This is a genomic window from Blautia sp. NSJ-175 (assembly GCF_022867815.1).
Classification (GTDB): domain Bacteria; phylum Bacillota; class Clostridia; order Lachnospirales; family Lachnospiraceae; genus Blautia; species Blautia celeris.
Genome location: NZ_JALIFQ010000012.1, coordinates 51315 through 72583 on the forward strand (window position 1 = coordinate 51315; position 21269 = coordinate 72583).

Here is a 21269-nt window from a genome sequence, read left to right on the forward strand (position 1 = left end):
CGACTCCGGCTTTTGCAGAAACCTCCGCGTACACGGAACCTTCTGGAAAAGCCGAAGTCAATCGGCTTTTTCTCATTCCTCCACTGTGCTCTTGGAGACACCGGCCTGTGCCAGAATCTTTTTCTCGTATGCCAGAGCATTTTTTTCTATGACTGCGACTTCTTTGGCGGTCTCTTCCACAAAAGCCTCGTCTTTGATGGATTCCAGATTGATCTTTACATTGAAAAGGGCTCCAAGGACTGCAGTTCTGGCCATCATAGTGGCTACCAGTGCGTCGGTCACTGCTGTCTTGTTGCCTTTTGTCACCATAACTTCCGCGTAGGGCATAACCTCATAGGCACGTTTTGCCACAGATAAAGGAACCGCAACGGCTGCCTTTAAGCCGTCCTGCATGGCTTTCGTACGGGCTGCTTTCTCCTCCTCTGTCTCCTTTGGAAGGGTCAGGGCCTGCATGTAGAGGTCAAAGGATTCGCTGTCGCGCTTGATGTCATCCAGAAGGTGCTCACAGATCTCATGCATGGGAGCAACTGCCTTCTTCATCTCCTCCTCCACTTCCGCGTATTTTTTCTTGCCGATGGTGAGTCCTGCCACCATCTCTGTCAGCGCTGCCGCCAGGGCACCAGCAAGGGCGGAAATACTTCCGCCCCCCGGTACTGGTTCATTGGAGGCTGTCTGCATGGCAAACTGTTCTACTGTCATATTTTTCATGTCGTATAACCTCTCTTTATTCCACTCTATATTACGTGCAGTGTCCTGCCGTTTTCTTACAGACGTGTCTCCAGAACCTGTTTGGAATCAAAGCCTTCAAAGCCTAAGTAGTATTCTGCGCAGTCAACGATAGCCTGCAGCGGGATCAGTCCTACTACCTCGCTGCCCAGTACATTGACACCGTAGCGTCTGGCTTCCATGCGTACGGTTTCAAATACAGTGTAAACAGAAGTCTTTGTATAGTCTGTCAGGTTCATGGATACCTGTGCGATATTTCTGTCTTCCAGCATAACGCCCATAGCTTTGCAGAAACGGAAGCCGCCTTTTACGTGACGGATCTTATCTGCGATTTTCTGTGCGATCTCCACATTTGGAGTATCCAGGTTGATGTTGTAGGCGATCAGAGGCATTCTTGCGCCGATCGCTGTCACACCGCCGGTAGGATGGATGGTGTTCGGGCCAAAGTCCGGTTTCCATTTTTCCTGGTCTTTCATTTTCTCAGCCATACCCTCAAACTGTCCCTGGCGAACCTTTGCCAGATTCTCTCTGTGAGGAGCTGTCGCTGATTTTTCATATAAGAAGAACGGCTGTCCGAATTTCTCAGATGCCTCTTTTGCCACTGCTTTTGCCACTGCGTCAGCGTCTTCCACTGTCACGCCGCGGATGGGGATGAACGGAACAACGTCCACACAGCCCATGCGGGGATGCTGGCCCTGATGTTTTGTCATGTCGATCAGTTCCACTGCTTTACCGATTGCTGCAACCATTGCGTCTTTTAATGGCTCCGGCTCACCGATAACGGTTACAACGCTTCTGTTGTGGTCTTCATCGGAAGTGTAGTCCAAAAGTTTAACGCCCTCTCTGTTACGGAAGCAGTCAACGATCTTTTCGACTTTCTCTTTGTCTCTTCCTTCACTGAAATTAGGTACGCATTCGATAATTCTATCCATGATATTTTCTCCTTTATGTTTTAATGAATTTAGGGTTACCACTCTTTATGATAAACAGTATCGCCATTCTTGATGACCGTCTCCACCAGGTTGATGGCGGTATGATACGGCATGAAATGAATGGACGGGAATTTCAGGAAAATAATGTCCGCAGCTTTCCCCGGCTCTATGCTTCCCACTTTGTCAGCGCGGTCAACAGCGGCTGCGCCGTTGATGGTCAGAGCTGTGATGACTTCCTCTATGGACATATTCATGTAAATGCATCCAAGGGCAACCATCAGGGGGATGGAGTTGGAAAAGCAGCTTCCCGGATTCAGATCAGAAGCCAGTGCAACTGCGCAGCCCTCGTCGATCATCTTCCTTGCGGGGGCATACTCCTCCTTCAAGCCAAAAGCAGTCAGGGGCAGGATGGTGCTGATCACACCGGCATCCCGCATCTGGCGGATGCCCTCATCGGATGCCTTCAGCAGATGGTCTGCGGAAACCGCTCCCACTCTCGCCGCCAGTTCAGAGCCTCCAAGCTGGTAGATCTCATCTGCATGGATCTTCAGCTTAAAGCCCATCTCCTTTGCTTTTGTCATATAATACTCGGAGTCCTCCACGGTAAACACATTCTTCTCTGTGAAGATATCCGCAAATTCTGCCAGATTCTCTTCTTTTACCTTTGGCATTACATGGTTTAACTGTTCGTCCAGGAATTCTCTTTCTTTTCCCTTCCACTGGGGAAGTACGCTGTGAGGGCCCAAAAATGTGGATACAATGTCCACCGGATGGGTCTCATTTAACTTCTTCATGGCACGGAGCATTTTCAGCTCTGTCTCACAGTCCATGCCGTAGCCGCTCTTGCCTTCCACGGTTGTCACGCCGAATTCCAGCATGCGGTTCAGGCGCTCTTTGCCGGCTTCCATCAGTTCTTCCTCTGAAGCTTCTCTGGTGGGAACCACGGTGGCGTTGATGCCGCCGCCGCGTTCCATGATTGACATGTAGCTGTCACCTTTCAGTCTCCAGGAGAATTCATCTGCACGGTATCCGCCGAAAATGAAATGTGTATGGGAATCCACGAATCCCGGCATAACGGTTTTGCCCGCTGCGTCGATCACTTCGTATTCTTCCGAATTTACCTGTTTATCCAGTTCCTCTGTGGTGCCCACAGCGATGATCTTATCGTCATGGATGATCACTGCGCCGTCATAGATCAGGCCGATATCTGACATTTCTTTTCCATGCTTCGGCGCTTTGCCCTTACAGGTCACAAGCTCGGAGGCATGGCGGATGTAACGTTTCTTCATGTCTTATCTCCTTTTCCTGCTTCTCAGTGATGTGCGTGATGCTCTTCCACTACAACGTCTTTGCATACTCTCTCGATCATATCTTCATCTGCAAGGTACGGCATGGTGATGTAATCCTGCCCTTCCCTTGTCTTGTTGTACTCTGCTACGGTCTCGATGGAGTGCTCGCATCTTCCCCAGCTCCTTCTCGATACACCGATCATGGTATCCCACGGGATCGCTGCCCGTAAGATCTCGTCCACTCTCTCGCTTCCGTCCAGCACCATTCCGAATCCTCCGTTGATGGATTTGCTGATGCCGACTCCGCCTCCGTTGTGCAGGGCTACCAGGCTCATTCCCCTGGCTGCGTTTCCTGCATAGCAGTGTACTGCCATGTCCGCTGTGATGTTGGATCCGTCATAGATGTTGGAGGTCTCTCTGTACGGAGAGTCTGTTCCGCCTGTGTCGTGGTGGTCACGGCCCAGCATCACCGGTCCGATCTCTCCCTTCCTTACCATCTCGTTGAACTTCAGCGCGATGTCCCTTCTTCCCAGGGCATCCTGGTACAGGATACGGCACTGGGTGCCCACTACCAGTTTGTTCTTCTCTGCGTCACGGATCCAGATGTAGTTATCCCTGTCCTGGCTCCTTCTGTTCGGGTCGATCACTTCCATGGCTGCATGGTCTGTGGCACGCAGGTCCTCCGGCTTGCCGGACAGACAGCACCAGCGGAACGGGCCGTATCCGTAGTCAAACAGCTCCGGTCCCAGGATATCCTCCACATAGGACGGGAAGATGAATCCTTCGCTTGTGTCCACGCCGTTCTTGGCGATGTCCTTTGCTCCCGCATCGAACACGGCACGCATGAAGGAGTTTCCGTAATCGAAGAAGTAGGAGCCTCTCTCCACCAGGGTCTTGATCAGGTGGTAGTGTTTTACCAGGGTCTGGTCCACCAGCTCGCAGAATCTCTCTTTATCGTTTGCCAGCATCTCCGTGCGCTCCTCAAAGGTCAGGCCCTGCGGGCAGTAGCCTCCGTCGTACGGCACATGGCAGCTTGTCTGGTCAGATAACAGCTCTATCTTGATGTTGTTGTCCACTGCGTACTGCAGCAGGTCAACGATGTTTCCATGGTAGGCAATGGATACGGTCTCTTTCTTCTCCATATATTCCTCTGCCACACGGAATGCCTCAGCGGCATCCTCGATCACCAGGCTCACCCAGCCCTGGCTGTGGCGGGTCTCGATACGGGAGGCATCCACCTCTGCTACGATACCCACTCCTCTTGCGATCTCTATGGCTTTTGGCTGTGCACCGCTCATGCCGCCCAGGCCGCTCGTAACGAACAGATGGCCTGCCAGGTCCCCGTCCTGCGGTACGCCTAAGAACTTACGTCCTGCATTCAGGATAGTATTAAAGGTTCCGTGCACGATGCCCTGCGGGCCGATGTACATCCAGCCGCCGGCTGTCATCTGTCCATAGGAGGATACGCCCATGGCTGTGGCCTTTGCCCAGTCCTCCGGGTTGTCGAACATTCCCACCATCAGGCCGTTGGTCACGATGACACGGGGGCTGGTCTTGTGGGATTTGAACAGGCCCATGGGATGGCCGCTCATCATCACAAGGGTGTGCTCGTCTGTGAGCTCCTCCAGGTATCTCTTGATGAGCTGGTACTGCATCCAGTTCTGGCATACCTGGCCGGTCTCTCCGTATGTAACAAGCTCGTAGGGGTAAAGGGCAACATCATGGTCCAGGTTGTTGTCGATCATGACCTGGAATGCCTTTCCTTCCACACATTTTCCTTTATATTCATCGATCGGTCTTCCGTAGATCCTTTCCTTCGGCATGAAACGGTATCCGTAGATACGTCCTCTTGTCAGAAGTTCGTCTAAAAATTCCGGTGCGAGCTGTTCGTGCAGCTCTTCCGGCACATATCTGAGGGCGTTTGCTACCGCCAGCTTTATCTCTCTTTTGTTCAGGGTCAGCTCTCTTTTCGGGGCTCTTCTGACACCTTCTTTAAAGGTCGGGTACTCCGGCAGAACGGGATCCAGTTTGATTACCATTGCTTTTCCGATTTCCGCATTGTTCATTTCACATCGTCTCCTTTACTTTTTTTATGATTTTATCATTGGGACAGTCTAAAAAACGTCTATTTCTGATAAAGTTCTACGATGCTTTGAATTTTTTTTAGATAATTTAACCGAAATCCCTTCTCCATTTTAGTCTGATAAAGGGAAAATGTACTAATACACCAGAAAGTATTTTGGCTATTTTTGCAACAAATGCGATTTCAGGAATTCTGCTGCGGTCAAAATATACTTTATTCTGTTTTTTTGCTTAATTATCATGTGTCCTTCGTCCTCAAAGCAGAGGTATTCCACCTCTCTTCCAAGGGCTTTCAGACGTTTTGCCGCGTGCTCCGCCTCGCTCACAGGCACCCTGGTGTCATTGGCTCCGTGCACGATGAGAAGCGGACATTCCAGATTCTCAATGACTGCCTCCGGGGAGATGTCTTCCAGCAATTGTCTGTCCTGTTCCAGGCTTCCGTACTCAGCCTCCCTGGCAGCTCTTCGGTATCCTGCCGTATGCTTCAGGAAGCTTACCAGATTAAACATACCCACAACCTCCACTGCACAGGCCCAGAGCTTCGGCATCCTGGCCGCGCAGGAAAGGGTCATATAACCCCCGTAGCTTCTTCCGAAGACTGCCATCCGCTTTGGATCCGCAGTCCCGTTCTCTGTCAGATGCTTCACCAGCGCCTCGATGTCTCTCACTGCGTCCAGACGCTTTTCCTTATTGTCAAGATCCTGATAGGTCTTGCCGTATCCTGTGCTTCCCCGCACATTGGGGGCTGCCACTGCAATGCCTTCGCTGACCAGGTACTGGATGGTCTCCTCGTAAAAGCGTCGGATCTGAGATTCCGGTCCTCCGTGGATATAGACAGCCACCGGCAGATTCCCGGCGGGTATCCCCTTGGGGACATAGAGCCAGTATGGGATCTCCAGGCCGTCAAAGCTCTTGTAACGGCACAACACAGGCTCTGTCAAATCCTCCTGCCTTACAGTCATATGTTCATTTTCCGTCACCTGTTCCAAAATTCCCTTTTCTATGTCCAGCAGCCAGATATTCTGGATCCTGCTGCCGCTTTCCAAGGAAAAAAGCAGCCTGTATCCTTCCTCTGACCATGTGACAGGCTCCTCATCCCCAATGGTTCCCCTGGGGATCCGGGGAATCTCTATCTCTTTTCCTGTCTCTGTCTCCAGAATATGGATTCCGGAATCTCCGTCCTCATTGACCACAACAGCCAGATACCGGTCCTTTCCCGACACGGCTATATGCGTGACATCCCAGTTTACCTCATATACCTCCTCCGTCCGGCCTGTTTCCCTGTCCCAGAACAGAACTCGTTTGAACTCCCGCTCCCTGTCGCTGATAAAATAAAAGCCGCTTCCGTCCCCCAGCCACACCGGGCTGTCCTCCATGGCGCACTGACGTTTGGGGCTCACCTTTGTCTCCTGATTGGTCAAAAGGTTCCTGCAGTATATCTGCATGTCAGCAAATGAAGTTCTTTTACTATATAAAAGGAGTTCTTCATCCGGGCTTACACAAAGAGGAAGACAGACTGCGTCTTTTCCTTCTATTAATATATCTGTTTTTCCGTTCTCCAGATTCTTTCTGCAGATGTCAAAAATACAGCGCAGCCTTTTGTTGGAGGCATAGTACACCCATTCACTGCCCACATCCCCCAGATGGCTGCGCACGTTTCTCGGATGATATACAACAGGCGTGACCTCTTCGCTGTCTGCGCCGATGCTGTATATCTGTTCATTTTCATCCCCGTCCATATCCATGGCGAAGAATATCTGCCCTCTGCCAAACTGCATCCGGCTGATCTTATCGCTGTTATGTGTTCTTTTTCTGCTGTTTCCCGTACGCAGGTCCTTTTCCCAGATCTGAGGTGCACCATCCCTGGTATCCAGGAAATAAATGGTATCCTCCTCTCCCCATACAGGGCAGCTGCATTTTGATGCTGTCAGATAATCTCTTACATTTCCCATAATCCATCTCCGTTAGTCGGAGATCCGGATGATCTGTTCCGGCCTTCCTCTTGTCTTCCGCTGTTTGGTGCCCACCACCTGCGCGGCGCCTGCGGTCACCATCTTCTGAAGGTATTTGCTGGCTGCGCGCACTGTGACACCCAGGCTGTCCGCAAGGAGCTGGGCGGTTACGCTTCCTTCCTCCTGCTTCCGGGCCACTGTGCAGATCTTCTGCAGGGTCAGTGCCGATACCCCTGTCTTTTCTGCCATTTCGGCATACTTCTCAGAAGGGGTTGTGGACAGTACCATACAGTTTCCTGAGACCAGAGGGCCGATCAGGTTTTCGTTTTCATCGATGGCATAGCTGGCGCCCTGAGGATGCATCATGGACTCCTGGTTGGCGTTCATGGCCTCCAGTCTGGCGCGCGTGGTATCTCTTCCCAGTCCGTATCCGATGCATACCCGGGCTCCTGTTTTTTTCTCAAGATATATTTTCAGCATGCAGACAGAATATGTTTCCGTGATCCTGTCTACCACACCGGCACTGGTATAGACCTCATACACAGAGGCATGTCTCTGGAGCATAAAATCGCAGTCATATTCCTTTGAGAACTGCAGGATCGCAGTCTGCATAGCAAGCTCTCCCAGCTCATCCCGCTCCTGTCCGCCTCTGTCCGCAGTGATATTGATGACTGCAGGCATGCTCTCCTTCATCCTGTCCATCTCAAGGGTCATGAGGAGCTGCTTTATCACATCCCGCATGTAAGGAATGCCCGGATATACAAAGTGGCAGGGAATCCCCATCTCCTCAAAATCCTTTGCTGCTGTACTGAGCCTTGTGATGACCTGGTCGATCCGGCCTGCCTCCCATTTTCCGCGCACATCCTCCACCATCTTAAAGCGGAGTTCTTTTAACTCCTCCAGACTCATATGTGCCACCAGACTGCAGAAGTTCTCTCCCTCCGCATCCAGCGTGCCGTTCTCCACAGCTTCCCTGATATTTTTCCCCATCATGAAATCCGCATAGAGGCGCTCTGCCTTCAGATCCGGCTTCAGCGTCATGAGGCGAAACAGCTCCTGATAATAAGCCAGCATATCCACATGAAAGGTCTCAATGGGCTTCTTTGTATCCGGGCAGGCTGCGCGCAGCATGGCTCTTGAAATAATGCCGTTTACAATGAATCCGTCATACTTGTCTTCAATGCTTTTATAGATTTCCGGAATCTCCGATGATTTTTTATAATAATAGGTGGTAAACGTACAGTGCTCCTCAAAGGGAAGGACTGCCTCCTTCACCCTGGTATCCATAAATTCTGTACTGATAATTGCTGTTCTGTATTTCATCGTCTGCCACCTTTCCAAAGAATATTTTCCTGCGGCCTGCGCAGTAACCGCACAGACCTGCTATCGTTATATTCAGTTTACTACTACTTCACCTTCGCCGCAAGATATGCTTTCGCACCGCAGGCAAAGGCCGCAGCGCCGCTTACAAGGCTGGTCTCATCATAGCGGACTTTCGGATGGTGTGCTGAGAATTCATAGCCGTGTTTCCGGTCCCCGCCGCCCACTGCAAAGAACATGGAGGGTACCAGACGGCTCACCTCAGCAAAATCCTCTGAGCCGGAGGTCGTCTGATTGACACGGACGGCTGCCTTTCCCAGTGTTTCGGCAAATCCTTTTCCAACAATATCCGCGCATGCCTCATCCACTGTCAGCGCGCTGACTGAGGCGGGTATTTTCAGTTCTGCCTTTGCCCGGAACATTTCGGCGGTCATCTCCACACAGTTTTTGATCCTTGCCAGCAGATATTCCCTTGTCTCCTGTCTCACGGTTCTTAAAGTGCCGCCCATGTATGCCGTCTTCGGGATAATGTTCTTGGCATCCCCGCTGTGGAACTCTCCGAAAGTCAGGGCCGCCTGATCCTGGGGGTCTACCTCCCTGGCGATCAGCTCCTGAAGGGCCAGATGGATATGCAGGCCCACATTGATGGGATCCACCGAGTGATGAGGGCTTGCTCCGTGCCCGCCTTTTCCCTCAATGGAAATTTCCAGCAGGTCACTGGAATTACACACGACTCCCGCATTGTATCCCACAAATCCGGCAGGAGCCAGAGGCGCCATATGTACTCCCATGGCAGCATCTACATGGGGATTTTCCAGGATTCCGTCTGCGATCATGGCTTTTGCCCCTTCCAGGGTCTCTTCGCCCGGCTGGAACATGAGCTTAACACGTCCGGGAAGTTCTTCCTCCTGCTCTTTTAATATTTTTGCAGCACCCAAAAGCATGGCCGTGTGCATGTCATGGCCGCAGCAGTGAGCAGTATCGCCTTTAGCCGCAAAGGGAAGGCCGCTCTCCTCCTTCATGGGCAGGGCATCCATATCCGCCCTTAAAAGGAACACCGGGCCATCCTCTTTTTTGCCGATAAGGGCAGTGACGCCGCATCCTCCGCAGAGCTTCGGCTCAATGCCCATTTCACGCAGCTTCTCCATGACAAATTCTGTGGTAACCTTCAGGTTCATACCAAGCTCCGGATTCTGATGCAGAAATCTTCTGTTTGCGGTCATCTCCGGAAGTATTGCTTTTGCTCTCTCTAAATCGTTCATTTTTTTCTCCTTTATTTCTCTGTGATCGTTTCATTTTTTACGGCATTTGGCTGCTTTTCCTCTGCAGATGGCTGTCCTTCCTGTATGACCTTGACCTGTCCTGACTTAAAGAGCAGCCAGGAGGAGAGGATCATGACCGGAATGGTGATCAGCACACCGATTCCCCTGTTTAACTTTGTCACAAACACCAGAATAGCCAGCAAAAACAGAATGGGCGGTATCATCATCTTCCACTTTCCCGTGATCCTGCCGCCTGCCGGGTTCGTCACCATAAGGCGGATGAACATACATCCGAAGAGTGCCGGCAGCATATAAGAGGTTGCCACCTGAACTGTGGGGGAGCTTAAAAGCGGCTGCAGCGGAACCAGCATCAGCACGCCCACAATGACAACAGCAATGGTGATCAGAGAGGAGACGGCAATGGCTATGGTACAGACCGCATCCCCCTCGTCGGTATTCTGCTCTGCTTTGGCGATATCAAGGGCATTGAGTGCGCAGGGCAGCTTAATATTTGACACATTTCCGGTGATCAGGCTCATGTAAATGGAGGAGCCTAAAATGGGAGTGTAAGTGACAGACTCCACAATCCCCGTGGGAACATACAGAGCCAGAAGGCCGCCGCAGAACATGAGCAGATCTGCTGCTTTTGGCCACATGTCAAAATATGTACACATGGTAACCGGAATTCCCAGCATGACCGCAATGGCGATCACGGTTCCGATCCTGCCGATCCGATGGACCGAATTGGTGTATTCGCTTAATCCGTTTTTGTTCATTCTCAATTCTCCTTTATCCCAGAATGTTGGTGGCCATGACCGCAGCGATCATCCCCATGATGAGAGCCGCTGACATGATAAAACTGCCAAGCCACTGTATTTTGTATTTTCCCACAATATAGAACATGACAGCCGACACGCAGGCGCTTACGATCAGCACCACGATTCCCACAGAACCGCCCAGAATGATGTAGGGGATAAAAGCAGCGACCAGGGCCGCGGCAAATGAGAAATTGAAAACAGCTCCCCAGGCGCCTTTGCTTTTTCTGTATCTCGTCATGCTCACCTGAATTCTTTTCGCGCAGAAAATATTTGTTATCATTCCCGCCAAAATGCATATACTGGTTACGAACATAATTGCCCCGAACACCTGGTAATTATTGGCTGCAGCCATGGCTCCTGCTGACTGGAATCCCAGCGCGTCTGACACCATTTCCGCTGCTGTCAGTTCATAGCTCACAGCGCCCACCACGGAGAGCCGGAACCAGGACCAGGGAACTCCCAGCACTGCGGAGAGGGAGAAGAGTCCGATAATTACAGAGATGGATGGGATCGCGGTAAACACGGCAGAGGATTTGACAACCTCCAGGATCGTTTTTTTGGGGATTCCAAGTTCCAGTGCCCGCCTCCAGGCTTTGCGCATAAACACCACCACAAGTCCGGAAATGTACAGCAGCCCTATGCCCACCAGCACGTAGAGCAGTCTGCTGTTCGCCACGTCAAAATAATTCATTATTTTTCCTCCTGTTGTATTGGGTTCTCTTTTTTATTAAAAGAACATTTAAAGAACGTACGTTAATTGTACAATAAATCATTCCGGCATTTTAGTCAATATGTTTTTATATTTTTCTTCTGTTTCGTGAATAATATACAATTTTCAGGTGTTTTTTTCGTGGCATTTGCGGGGTAGCCAGAAATCTTTTTTGATGTACAATGGAAATAAAGAACGATTTGATAAAGGAGACAAAACACATGATATCACAGGCTTGTCTGCACGATGCCCTGTCCTACGGAAAATGCTTTACAGGACTCGGACAGCCGGCAGATTACATCCCGGAACTTGCCCGGGTAAACAAACACCAGCTCGGTGTCTGCATTGTAAATCTGGATCAGGAGATTTTAAAAGAGGGGGATTATGACAGGCCCTTCACCATTCAGAGCATTTCCAAACTGGTCTCTCTGATCCTTGCCCTGCACGACAGGGGTGGGGAATACCTCTTTCAGGACAAGGTGGGTGTGGAGCCTACCGGTGATCCGTTTAATTCGATCATCAAGCTGGAAACAAAGACACGCCCCTTCAATCCTTTCATCAACGCAGGTGCCATCACCGTGGCCAGCTGTATTGACGGTAAGGATACAGAGGAGCGGTTTGAACGTTTCCTCACCTACATCCGGCATCTGTGCAACAATGACGAGATCTGCCTCAACGAAAATGTCTATCTGTCCGAAAAAAGCACCGGGGACCGGAACCGTGCCCTGGCTTACTACCTGAAGGCATCGGGGATTTTGGAGGGAGATGTAGAGGAATGTCTGGATTTTTATTTCCGGATGTGCTCTGTAGATGTGACGGCCCTTGACATTGCCAATCTCAGCGCTGTGCTGGCAAACCATGGGACGAATCCTTTTACAGGGGAGAATCTCATTGAACCTTCCTGCGCCAAAGCGCTCCGTGCGCTGATGCTCACCTGCGGCATGTATGACGGTTCCGGAAGGTTTGCCATGAAGGTGGGATTTCCCGCCAAAAGCGGCGTGGGCGGCGGAATCGCGGCTGTGGTTGTGGACCGGATGGGTATCGGAGTGTACGGACCGGCGCTGGATGAGAAGGGAAACAGTATCGGGGGAATTAAAATCCTGGAATATCTGGCTGATAAGCTTGACTGCAGTCTCTTTTAGAGCGTGTTTGAAAAAAGCCCTCTGCAGATATGATTTCCATACCTGCAGAAGGCTTTTCATAAAATGGTTTATGCCAGATATTCCTCTATGAAATGGGAGGCCACAGCTCCGTCTGATGCTGCTGTCACAACCTGGCGCAGAGGTTTTGTTCTCACATCCCCTACTGCAAACACACCCGGCAGATTCGTTCTGGTCGTCTCATCCGCCAGGATATACCCCTGGCTGTCAAGCTCTGTCTGGCCGATAAACAGTTTGGTGTCGGGAATCCTGCCTATGGCTGCAAAGACACCGTCACAGGGGATTTCTTTCCGGTGCCCTTTTTTGTCCTCAACCACAACACCTGTCACTTTTTTCTCGTGGAGGATTTCTTTTACCTGGCTGTTCCAGATAAACTCCACGCTGCTGTTTTTCAGAGGTTCCAGGTAAACTTTGGAGGCCCGCAGCGTGTCTCTTCTGTGGACCAGATAGACCTTCTTACATATTTTTGACAGGTACAGGGCATCTGCTGCCGCACTGTTGCCTCCGCCCACCACAACTACCGTCTTATCGCGGTACATCATCCCATCACAGGTGGCACAGTAGGCAACACCACGTCCGCGCAGGGATGGTTCCTCAGGCAGTCCGATCTCTCTTGGGGATGCGCCTGTGGCGAGGACAACCGCTCTGGCTTTTACCTGGCCTTTGGATGTCTCAATGGTCTTGATATCCTGTTTCAGATCAACTGCTGTCACATTTACAAAAGATGTCTCAGCGCCGAACCGCTCGGCCTGGCGCTGCATTTTTTCTCCAAGCTCGAATCCGTCGATTCCCTCTTCAAATCCGGGGTAGTTATCCACAACACTGGTGGTTGCCATCTGTCCCCCCGGTGACATTTTTTCCAGAACCAGGACAGAAAGCCCGCTTCTGGCACAGTAGAGGGCAGCGGTGTATCCGCCGGGTCCTCCGCCGATAACTGCCACGTCGTATATATCCCGTTTCATTTGTATTCCTCCCTGTTTGTCAGATGACCTGATTTGTTTTTAACCACTCTTCTACCGCGTCCTGGGAGGGAGGATTGACCACGCGGTCTGCTTCCTTTCCGTCTTGAAAGAGGATCAGGGTAGGGATGGTGTCTATCTCGTACTGCCGGGCAATTTCAGGCAGTTCGTCGATGTCCGCTTTTGCCACTGTGACTTTGCTGCCGATTTCAGCTTCCAGCCTTTCCACCGCAGGGGCAAGCCTGCGGCAGTAGCCGCACCATGGAGCCCAGAAGTCCACGACTACCGGTTTTTCGGATTCTAATACCTCTGTTTGGAATTTTGTTTTTTCGATTGCGTTTACTGACATGCTCTATCATCCTTTCGTATTTGATTTCCGGGAGTACCGGAGATTGTTTTATCTGTATTGATATTGTTTACAGTTCCTTTACTGTCACTATATCAGTTACAGTTAAATTTGTCAATAGGCAGCATACATTTTTTTGAATGCTGTGGTAATTTGTCTGTTCTCCTGTCAGGGCAGAACCATGGCATACGAAAACAGACAGGCAAACCAGCCGATTTGCCTGTCTGTTTCTCTATTCGCGTTTTGCAGTTTTACAATTTTACGTCCACACCTGCATTCTGCACTGCCTTCAGGATCTCACCTTCTAAAATCAGGTTCTGCACAGCCTCGATATAAGGCTCCAGTGCGGCATCTTCATTCAGCGGCGGCATGACCTCCCTGATCTTCGCGTAGACCGCCTCGATAGCCGGGGAAGACTGGTCAGCCGGGTAAAATTCTTTGGCCTGGGCAGCGCAGATCAGCTCAATGGCAAGGATATACCGGGCAGTCTCCACCGCGTCACAGGCTTTTCTGGCGGCATTGTATCCCATGTTCACATAGTCCTCCTGGTTGGCGCAGGTAGGCACATTGTCTACCACAGCCGGATGGGAAAGAAGGCGCATCTCCCCTGCAAGGCCGGCTGCCGTGTACTGGATCATCATAAGGCCGTCATTGAAGTCTGCACTGGCATTTAAAAAAGGCGGCAGTTCGCTCAGATGCCGGTTGACCAGCCGGTCTGTACGGCGCTCTGCCATTTTGGTCAGATCTGTGAGGGCGATGCAGAGAAAATCTGAAGCCATGCCCAGGTATGTGCCGTCCGCGTTGCATCCCATAAGGGCCTCTGCCTCCCCGTTCTCCTCAAAAATAAGAGGATTGTCCACAGAGGAATTCAATTCAATATCAATGGACTCCAGGCCGTCCTTCAATGTCTTTTTCACTGCGCCGTGAAGCTGGGGCATGCAGCGCAGGGACAGGGCGTCCTGGACGCGGTAATCTCTGTATTTTTCCGCGATCCGGCTGCCGGACAAGATATGTCTGATATTCTCGGCTGTCTGCATCTGGCCCGGATGGGGCCTGGCGCGCATGAGCCTTTCATCCATAGCCTTTAACGTTCCCTTGAGCATTTCCAGGGAGAACGCCCCCGACACATCCGCTGTCCTGGCAAGAACCGTGCCGTCGTAATAGGCCAGACAGGCAAGGGCTGTCACGGATGTGGTTCCCGATACAAGGGTAAGGCCTTCTTTTGAGCCAAGGACGGCGGGCTGTAAGCCTGCGCGTTCTAAGGCTTCCGCGCCGGAAAGAAGTTCTCCTTCATACCAGGCTCTTCCCTCCCCGATCAGTACCATGCCGATGTGTGATTCCAGGCCGAGGTAGCCCACAGAACCGTGCTTCGGCACCCTGGGCGTGATGTTCCTGTTCAGCAGTTCCTTTATCAGTTCCAGGGTTTCCAGACGAAAACCGGTGTGGCCGCTTCCAAAGTGAAGGAGCATGACAAACATCATGGCCCTGACCCCCTCCTTACCAAGCGGCTCCCCCACGGAAACCGTATGGGCCAGAATATGGTTTCTCTGGATCTTGACTCTGTCCTCCTCGGGAATGAATTTCCTGCAGTTGTCCCCCAGGCCCGTAGTGATACCGTAGATTGCTTTTCCTTCCCTGCTGAAACGCTCCACATGTGCTCTGCACGCATTGACTCTCGCTCTGTATTCTGCGGAAAATTCCACCTTTGCCCCGTATCTGGCTACTGCCACTACCTGCTCCAGGGAATTTTTTCCTCCTAATGTAACAAGTTCCATATATACCTCCGCTGCTAAATGACGCACGCAGGGACAAGCCGCTGCGTGCGCATTTCAGTTCAGTTTTTTATTGTTCTCGTATCCGCCTTCCAGGGACACGCTCATGATCTTCAGCCTCCGGTAGACATCTTCCTCCACTTCCGCCTCATCCGACGGAATCTGGCTTATCGGCCTGCTCCCGAATATTTCACCCGGTACAAACACCTGACCGCCCGGTCTCATAGGCGGGCAGCCGCGCACATCGCCGGCCAGGGCATCCACCTCCTCTGTAAAGGCATCCAGAGTTGTGAACATCTCCGGGGAAAATGCCACAAACAGGTAACCCAGATCATACTCATCCCTGGCGTTGTAACCCATTTTCGCCCCCACAAAAGCACCGGTCATCACCTCCAGCGCATAACATAGGGCATAGCCTTTCGGTCCGCCGAAGGGCACGCCTGCCTCCGCTTTCTCCGGGTCTGTGGTAAAATTTCCCTCCCCGTCTATAAAACAGTTGTCCGGCAGAGGGCGGTTCTCCACAATCGCCTGACGCACTTCTCCCCAGACCTTCTGGGAGGTGGCAAAGTCAAATACATAGGGCTTTCCCCTGCCGCTTGGGAAAGAAAAACAAAGGGGATTTGTACCGAACATGGCTTTTGCCCCTCCAAAGGGAGCCACACAGGCCGGGCCTCCGTTGTTGGTGATCATACCCACAAGACCCTCCCCCGATATCTTTCTGGCATAAGGGGTGATCCTTGAATAGCGGCCCACATTTTTCAGCGCCGTGATTCCCACGCCGTGTTCCTTTGCCGCGGCGATGGCCAGATTGGTGGAATACAGTGCCGCGATATGGCCCAGTTCTCCGTTACCATCTACCTGGGCATAACAGCCCTTCTGTTTTAACAGCTTCATCTCTCCGCTTCTCCTGGAAAGGCCTGCATCCACCGTCAGGAATTTTGACAGGCCATGGGTCCTGTGCCCCTCCAGCTCTGATTCCAGATAATCGGAGATCATGAATTCCGCGTATTCCCCCGTAATCCCCCTTAAAGCCAGAGCCTTTCTCATCAGCTCTTTTATCTCTTCTATTTTTACTGTAACACCCATAACATTTATCCTCTCTGTAACTGTATCGTACCCTCACAGTTACTCTTCTCACAGAATTGCCAGAAGCTCATCCAGCATCTGTGTCTGCCGTTTATCATAGACAGGCAGACAGTAGGCATCCAGACGCTCTCTCACCATATCCTGGGCTTTTAAGATGACAGAGGGCATGCCGAGCTGCTTCCAGTTGTGGTAGATCTCACTGTTGAACAGCCTGGGGTGAAACAGCTCTTTCTGATACAGCTCCAGTGTCTCATCCTCCAGCATGTAGGTCCCCCCCGGTCCCACTCGTTTGATCATGTCCATATGAATGGCTTCCTCTGTTATATAATCGCAGTTCTCCACGGAGAATCTGGCTTCCAGCAGCTCCTCGTCCAGCACGTATTTTTCCAGGCTGAATACATTTAAACAGTCCATCTCACCAAACGCATGGAAAATAAAATCCGTATCACAGTCAAAGGTGGTCATGAGTGACACGGCAGTCTCCGCGCCGTCCTGCCAGTCAAGCTGCTTTGCGCCTGACAGGGAGCCTCCCACCCGGGAGGGAATACCGTAAAAATCAGCCATGGCCTTAGCGTACTGCATAAACACCGCAACCTCCGGCCCCCAGGAAATGGGAACTGCCTTGCGCATGTCCGCGCTGTAAGTCACATTGCCGTAGACCACCGGAACACCGGGATTTACCACCTGGGTCATAATAATGCCTGCCAGTACTTCCGCATTGTTCTGCACTACAGTCCCGCCCACCGTGATAGGGCTAGTCATGCCGGGTGCGGAACAGCAGGTGATGACAACCGGCTGGTTTTGCTTGACATAGGCCAGGGTCGCTGCCACGTCCTCCCTGCTGTATCGAAGCGGGGAGATGACATTCTCCACACCGATCGTAAAATATTCTCCCGTCTCACCGTAAAAGTCCCGGATGAATGCAATGGACTCCGCAGCGCTTTTTCCTGTTTCGCAGGACGCGATCAGTGGCTTTTTGGAGTATTTCAGGCTCAGGACCGTCTTTAACAGTTCCACCTTGCCGTCCGGAAGGCCCGAGGCATAGATACCCGGCACACAGCACAGATTGACAAAACGGCTGGTCTCATCCATCTTCGTGGCATCAATATAATCTTTTACTGTCGGGGTACAGATATCCCCGTCTCTCAATATGGTCATAGCACCTGAGGCAGTGGAGATGGCCTTTCCTCCATCCCCTATTTTCAGGCTGGCAAAAGGTGTCTCTATGGTAAAGCTGGGTTTCAGTCCTCTCAATATCTCCTCTGCTAGAGAGCGTTCAAAATACACCCTCTGTCCATCCACCCGGATTCCTCTTTTTTTGAATACCTCCAGAATTTCCCGGTGTTCAAAATTCACGCCCACACTCTCCAGAATTTCCAGAGACTTCTCATGAATCATCTGCACTTCTGAATCTTTAATCTTCTTCACGAGCATAGCAGGTTATTCCTCTCTTCCTGTGCCGGCTCTGCCATGGTCCCGGCCTTCAATCTATCACTTTTTCTTCACTGCAAAGACGTCTTCAGGATCTCCAGCGTGCCTTTTGTTCCGTCAAGCCTCACATAGTCTCCTGTCTTCACCCGCACGCAGGGGTCATCCTCCTTGGAAAAATCCACCACGGTGGGAATCTGCATAACAGCGCTTGCCACCCCTGCGCTGCTGTCTATTCTGGAAAATGCCCAGCCCTTTGGCGCAGAACCGGCAGCCCTGGCAGCCCCGAAATAACAGGACCATCCATTGGACCCCTTGCTGCCCGGCATGATCAGAATCTTGTCTTTTATGCTCTTCCCTTTGTTGATGTTCTCATAATCTTTTATCACACCGGTTTTAGGGTCAATGCCGCCCCATCCCGTAATACTGTCGGCACACACCAGTGCTTCCCCTTCCACAATGCCCGGTATGACGCCTCTGCCCTGCAGAACTATTTTTTCCACCGGTATTCCTCCTTCCACACACCGGAAACTGCCGCATCCATGCAGCGGTATTTATCCGTATAATAAACACGCTCGGCACAGCCGTCTGAACGCACGCTTCCGGACTGCTTCAGGCTGTCGTAAGCCTGGCCTTTGTAGTGCTTCAGGAAACAGTCTCCGATGGTGACCGGACAGGTACTTGTCTGTATGGTTCCCCCGGCATCTTCGATGATCTTCGTATATCCGTTTAAATCCGCCATGGCCTTGATCGGATACACGGTCCATACCATAAATCTTACACCATCGTGTATTTTTTTTCCACAAATATAATCAGCGACTTCCTTGATCTGATGGATATCATAGTGGGGACAGCCCAGGCTGACCAGATCCACAGAACCTTCTTCCGTCTCACAGAGCGCCTCATAGGCTGTGCGGATATCCTTTTCTGTCAAAGTAAATTCCTCCTGCACCTCATGTCCCATGAAAGCCTCCTCCAGTGTATTGGCTTCCGGCGTGATTCCCACAATATGGCACATCCGGCAGTTGGTGGTAATGGCAAGGGCCGTAAAAAAGCTTTTCAGCTTCACAAAATCCACGCCCTCAAAATTGCCGGTGAGCACCGGTGTACATCCGGTCAGAGGCAGGCGTTTTCCCATGGCCTTGCCGAGCACTTCCCATTCAAGGGGAGAGTCAAGCGCTGCATCCACATGTATGAGATGGGTGCCGTAACGGTTTTCCTTCACATGGTATCCCCAGTATGGTGTCCTGCCGCAGATTGCTGACCAGAAAGCCGCCTCTATCCCATCCGCGTTGCAGCATGCGCCCCAGATGGAGTTGCCTATAATGGTAACCCCTGACTCTGTCGTCACAAAATGCTCTCCGCGAACAGGCAGCCACCCCATCAGATAAGGGGAACAGGAGCCGGCTATGGTGACCCCCGCTTTTCTGGATTCCTCCAGATAATAGCTGTTCTTGTCAAACTCCTCCTTCGGCTGGTCAAAGATCTCATAGTCAAACTGATCGCTGGCAGCCACGCAGGACTGCACATAACAGTCCTTATCCACGCTGTCAAAAACGATTCTCTCATCGCGTGCCAGATTCATCCTGGTAAATACATCATGGAAATCCCCGCACTCACAGACATTCAGGTAATTGTGATTACCGCAGAATACAGTGGCTTTCGTCACTTTACAGAGCTTTTCGGCGCCGAGCACCTGAGCATAGCGCACAATATTCTCCAGTGCTGTCTGACGGAGCCTTCCCTCTCTGCCGTCCAGGATATCCTGCTCTTCCTTCGTCAATTGAATCACTTGCTCTCCTCCGTTTCCTCCAGGATCTCAATGAACCCCCGGTCCGCATCTACCACGATCCTGTCTCCGTCCTTCACAGTTTCATAAAATGCAGGCTCTACTCTGTCCACCATGGGCACCTCCATGATGATGGCACTGGATACCAGAACGGTTTCGGGGTGCTCAATGATCATAGCAGCCGGTGCGTTTTCCTTCAGGTTTAACTGGTAGAGGCCGTCTGCCTGTACCACGGAGCTGCCCTTACCGCCCGGGAAGATAAGCACCTTATGGGCAACGGATCTTCCCTCCAGATCATGGGCCTTCTCTATGACGGTGCCTGTGGCAGGGTCTATCAGATAGAACATAATATGGTCTTTTGACACAACGGCCTGCGCCTCTGCGCGGCCCTCAGAAATTTTATGGCATGTAAATCTTTTTCCCATGTTATTTTACCTCCCCTGTGAGTGCTGCTTCGATACATGTATCCAGGTCGCGGATGACAAAATGAATGCCTCTTCGCTGGGGATAGTAAGCACATTTCGGTGATTCCGTGATGCCCACCTTGCCCGTCAGGTGACGCCAGCAGGGCTGGTCCGGGCAGCTGTCCGGCACGATAAAGCCCCCTGCTTTCGTGATAATATCATCAAATCCCATACGGACTGCCATTTCCTTTACATGGCTGGATGTGAGGATCCACATTTCCTTTTCCAGTTTCTTTCCTGCCAGCTTCTCCGCAATATATTTTACTTCCTCCAGGGTGAAGTGGGGGCATCCGAACATGGCAAAATCAATTTTTCTGCTGCCGTCCAGAGAGATTTCTTTTAAAATCGCTTCCTTATCTTCATTGGTAATCACAACGGTTCTCTTTGGTGTCCTGCCTCCAAACGCAGTTTCCAGATCAGGCGCTTCCGGTGTAAATCCCACAATATGATACATGCCGTAGGCACCTGAAGTATTGAGCTGGGCACCCAGATTTCTCAGTGCTTCCTTGGTGATAGTCTCTTTCGGAAAGCCGGTGAATACGGGAATCCCCTCCCCGATCTTCTTGCCCAGCATGCCGATGATATGATAGTCAAAATCATTCTTCACATCTGCCCGGATCTCCACCAGAATATCGCCCTTTCTGTTCTCATCCAGCAAAAGGCCGTACTCCGGCACATAGCCTGTGATGGCTGCACAGAGCGCGCTGTTTGCGCCCTCCCGGTTTGTCCTGGCACCCCACACGGCATTGGCATAAGGTGTGGCGCTGGACTCAGAAAAGGCGATCACTTCCCTGTAATTCGGTACATTGGTGTCAATATAAGGGGTACAGTTGTAGGAAAGCTGTGCGCCCAGTGCTTTGTAGGCATTGTGCGTTCTCTGCATCAGATCCGCATACTCCGGTGCTACCATATCCCTGTTTTTGAAAAATTCCAGACAGAAACCCGGATTGACGGTAGGTGTCACGCGGCATTTTGCGCCTCCTGCCAGCATTTTCTCCGCAAACCACAGGTCTGCCTCCTGATTTGACAGGGCCACATGTGCCCTGGTGATGGGAACCATCCTCTCTGCTCCGAAGGACTCACCGATGGCCGCCTGTATTTTCATGGCGTACGCTGTCCCTTTTCCGTATTTTCCATCCAGCATATCCTGCTGGTGCTGTGTTAACTGCATTTAA

Annotated in this window: 19 protein-coding genes; 1 reads left to right on the top strand and 18 read right to left on the bottom strand. The window is 51.5% G+C overall.

Annotation, left to right across the window (positions count from 1 at the left end; all coding sequences use genetic code 11):
* Positions 1 to 72: 72 nt before the first annotated feature.
* The 9 genes from MUB35_RS18400 to MUB35_RS18440 form a co-directional block, all read right to left on the bottom strand.
* A complete protein-coding gene (locus MUB35_RS18400; protein ID WP_033142737.1) occupies positions 73 to 708 on the bottom strand; it encodes a cyclodeaminase/cyclohydrolase family protein in 636 nt (211 codons plus the stop codon).
* Positions 709 to 764: 56 nt separating this feature from the next.
* Positions 765 to 1658 (bottom strand): glutamate formimidoyltransferase, encoded by an 894-nt coding sequence (gene ftcD, locus MUB35_RS18405; RefSeq protein WP_033142736.1) that lies wholly within the window; start codon positions 1656 to 1658, stop codon positions 765 to 767.
* Positions 1659 to 1693: 35 nt separating this feature from the next.
* On the bottom strand, positions 1694 to 2947 hold the full coding sequence (gene hutI, locus MUB35_RS18410; RefSeq protein WP_054352853.1) for an imidazolonepropionase: 1254 nt from the start codon (positions 2945 to 2947) through the stop codon (positions 1694 to 1696).
* A gap of 23 nt (positions 2948 to 2970) precedes the next feature.
* Positions 2971 to 5013, bottom strand: a complete 2043-nt coding sequence (locus tag MUB35_RS18415; RefSeq protein WP_118743533.1) for a urocanate hydratase — start codon at positions 5011 to 5013, stop codon at positions 2971 to 2973.
* A 177-nt stretch (positions 5014 to 5190) separates the two neighbouring features.
* Positions 5191 to 6981, bottom strand: a complete 1791-nt coding sequence (locus tag MUB35_RS18420) for a S9 family peptidase (RefSeq protein ID WP_227247058.1) — start codon at positions 6979 to 6981, stop codon at positions 5191 to 5193.
* Positions 6982 to 6993: 12 nt separating this feature from the next.
* Positions 6994 to 8304: an HTH domain-containing protein gene (locus MUB35_RS18425; protein ID WP_103732965.1), complete on the bottom strand. Its 1311-nt coding sequence runs from the start codon at positions 8302 to 8304 to the stop codon at positions 6994 to 6996.
* Between the two features lie 83 nt (positions 8305 to 8387).
* Positions 8388 to 9563 (bottom strand): M20 metallopeptidase family protein, encoded by a 1176-nt coding sequence (locus MUB35_RS18430; protein WP_033141387.1) that lies wholly within the window; start codon positions 9561 to 9563, stop codon positions 8388 to 8390.
* Positions 9564 to 9574: 11 nt separating this feature from the next.
* Entirely contained in the window at positions 9575 to 10339 is a 765-nt protein-coding gene (locus tag MUB35_RS18435; protein ID WP_052099449.1) for a hypothetical protein, read from the bottom strand.
* A 13-nt stretch (positions 10340 to 10352) separates the two neighbouring features.
* Entirely contained in the window at positions 10353 to 11072 is a 720-nt protein-coding gene (locus tag MUB35_RS18440) for a DUF5058 family protein (protein ID WP_244806594.1), read from the bottom strand.
* Positions 11073 to 11311: 239 nt separating this feature from the next.
* On the opposite strand from MUB35_RS18440, the gene glsA reads away from it, so the two are divergent.
* Positions 11312 to 12232, top strand: a complete 921-nt coding sequence (gene glsA, locus MUB35_RS18445) for a glutaminase A (protein WP_052099447.1) — start codon at positions 11312 to 11314, stop codon at positions 12230 to 12232.
* A gap of 68 nt (positions 12233 to 12300) precedes the next feature.
* Here the strand turns inward: glsA and trxB are convergent, their stop codons facing one another.
* From trxB to MUB35_RS18490, 9 genes are all read right to left on the bottom strand, one after another.
* A complete protein-coding gene (gene trxB, locus MUB35_RS18450) occupies positions 12301 to 13212 on the bottom strand; it encodes a thioredoxin-disulfide reductase (protein WP_227210019.1) in 912 nt (303 codons plus the stop codon).
* A gap of 19 nt (positions 13213 to 13231) precedes the next feature.
* Entirely contained in the window at positions 13232 to 13558 is a 327-nt protein-coding gene (gene trxA, locus MUB35_RS18455) for a thioredoxin (RefSeq protein ID WP_033141384.1), read from the bottom strand.
* A 248-nt stretch (positions 13559 to 13806) separates the two neighbouring features.
* Positions 13807 to 15330 carry an HAL/PAL/TAL family ammonia-lyase gene (locus MUB35_RS18460; RefSeq protein ID WP_148393621.1) on the bottom strand — a complete coding sequence of 508 codons (1524 nt, stop codon included), beginning with the start codon at positions 15328 to 15330 and terminating at the stop codon, positions 13807 to 13809.
* Positions 15331 to 15384: 54 nt separating this feature from the next.
* Entirely contained in the window at positions 15385 to 16413 is a 1029-nt protein-coding gene (locus MUB35_RS18465; RefSeq protein ID WP_244806595.1) for an Ldh family oxidoreductase, read from the bottom strand.
* A gap of 48 nt (positions 16414 to 16461) precedes the next feature.
* Entirely contained in the window at positions 16462 to 17847 is a 1386-nt protein-coding gene (locus MUB35_RS18470) for a trimethylamine methyltransferase family protein (protein WP_148393619.1), read from the bottom strand.
* A gap of 68 nt (positions 17848 to 17915) precedes the next feature.
* On the bottom strand, positions 17916 to 18344 hold the full coding sequence (locus tag MUB35_RS18475; RefSeq protein ID WP_148393618.1) for an aconitase X swivel domain-containing protein: 429 nt from the start codon (positions 18342 to 18344) through the stop codon (positions 17916 to 17918).
* Positions 18332 to 19633, bottom strand: coding sequence for an aconitase X (locus tag MUB35_RS18480; RefSeq protein WP_033141379.1), 1302 nt, complete (start codon positions 19631 to 19633; stop codon positions 18332 to 18334). The genes MUB35_RS18475 and MUB35_RS18480 overlap by 13 nt, the downstream gene beginning before the upstream one ends.
* Positions 19630 to 20055: an aconitase X swivel domain-containing protein gene (locus MUB35_RS18485; RefSeq protein WP_033141378.1), complete on the bottom strand. Its 426-nt coding sequence runs from the start codon at positions 20053 to 20055 to the stop codon at positions 19630 to 19632. Before MUB35_RS18485 ends, MUB35_RS18480 begins: the two co-directional genes overlap by 4 nt.
* 1 nt (position 20056) lies before the next feature.
* Positions 20057 to 21265 carry an aconitase X catalytic domain-containing protein gene (locus tag MUB35_RS18490; RefSeq protein WP_033141377.1) on the bottom strand — a complete coding sequence of 403 codons (1209 nt, stop codon included), beginning with the start codon at positions 21263 to 21265 and terminating at the stop codon, positions 20057 to 20059.
* Positions 21266 to 21269: the final 4 nt, after the last annotated feature.

What these genes read in the sequence shown, in the direction of transcription:
- MUB35_RS18400 (WP_033142737.1), bottom strand. Translation starts at nt 708, where the DNA reads ATGAAAAATATGACAGTAGAACAGTTTGCCATGCAGACAGCCTCCAAT.
- ftcD (WP_033142736.1), bottom strand. Translation starts at nt 1,658, where the DNA reads ATGGATAGAATTATCGAATGCGTACCTAATTTCAGTGAAGGAAGAGAC.
- hutI (WP_054352853.1), bottom strand. Translation starts at nt 2,947, where the DNA reads ATGAAGAAACGTTACATCCGCCATGCCTCCGAGCTTGTGACCTGTAAG.
- MUB35_RS18415 (WP_118743533.1), bottom strand. Translation starts at nt 5,013, where the DNA reads ATGAACAATGCGGAAATCGGAAAAGCAATGGTAATCAAACTGGATCCC.
- MUB35_RS18420 (WP_227247058.1), bottom strand. Translation starts at nt 6,981, where the DNA reads ATGGGAAATGTAAGAGATTATCTGACAGCATCAAAATGCAGCTGCCCT.
- MUB35_RS18425 (WP_103732965.1), bottom strand. Translation starts at nt 8,304, where the DNA reads ATGAAATACAGAACAGCAATTATCAGTACAGAATTTATGGATACCAGG.
- MUB35_RS18430 (WP_033141387.1), bottom strand. Translation starts at nt 9,563, where the DNA reads ATGAACGATTTAGAGAGAGCAAAAGCAATACTTCCGGAGATGACCGCA.
- MUB35_RS18435 (WP_052099449.1), bottom strand. Translation starts at nt 10,339, where the DNA reads ATGAACAAAAACGGATTAAGCGAATACACCAATTCGGTCCATCGGATC.
- MUB35_RS18440 (WP_244806594.1), bottom strand. Translation starts at nt 11,072, where the DNA reads ATGAATTATTTTGACGTGGCGAACAGCAGACTGCTCTACGTGCTGGTG.
- glsA (WP_052099447.1), top strand. Translation starts at nt 11,312, where the DNA reads ATGATATCACAGGCTTGTCTGCACGATGCCCTGTCCTACGGAAAATGC.
- trxB (WP_227210019.1), bottom strand. Translation starts at nt 13,212, where the DNA reads ATGAAACGGGATATATACGACGTGGCAGTTATCGGCGGAGGACCCGGC.
- trxA (WP_033141384.1), bottom strand. Translation starts at nt 13,558, where the DNA reads ATGTCAGTAAACGCAATCGAAAAAACAAAATTCCAAACAGAGGTATTA.
- MUB35_RS18460 (WP_148393621.1), bottom strand. Translation starts at nt 15,330, where the DNA reads ATGGAACTTGTTACATTAGGAGGAAAAAATTCCCTGGAGCAGGTAGTG.
- MUB35_RS18465 (WP_244806595.1), bottom strand. Translation starts at nt 16,413, where the DNA reads ATGGGTGTTACAGTAAAAATAGAAGAGATAAAAGAGCTGATGAGAAAG.
- MUB35_RS18470 (WP_148393619.1), bottom strand. Translation starts at nt 17,847, where the DNA reads ATGCTCGTGAAGAAGATTAAAGATTCAGAAGTGCAGATGATTCATGAG.
- MUB35_RS18485 (WP_033141378.1), bottom strand. Translation starts at nt 20,055, where the DNA reads ATGGGAAAAAGATTTACATGCCATAAAATTTCTGAGGGCCGCGCAGAG.
- MUB35_RS18490 (WP_033141377.1), bottom strand. Translation starts at nt 21,265, where the DNA reads ATGCAGTTAACACAGCACCAGCAGGATATGCTGGATGGAAAATACGGA.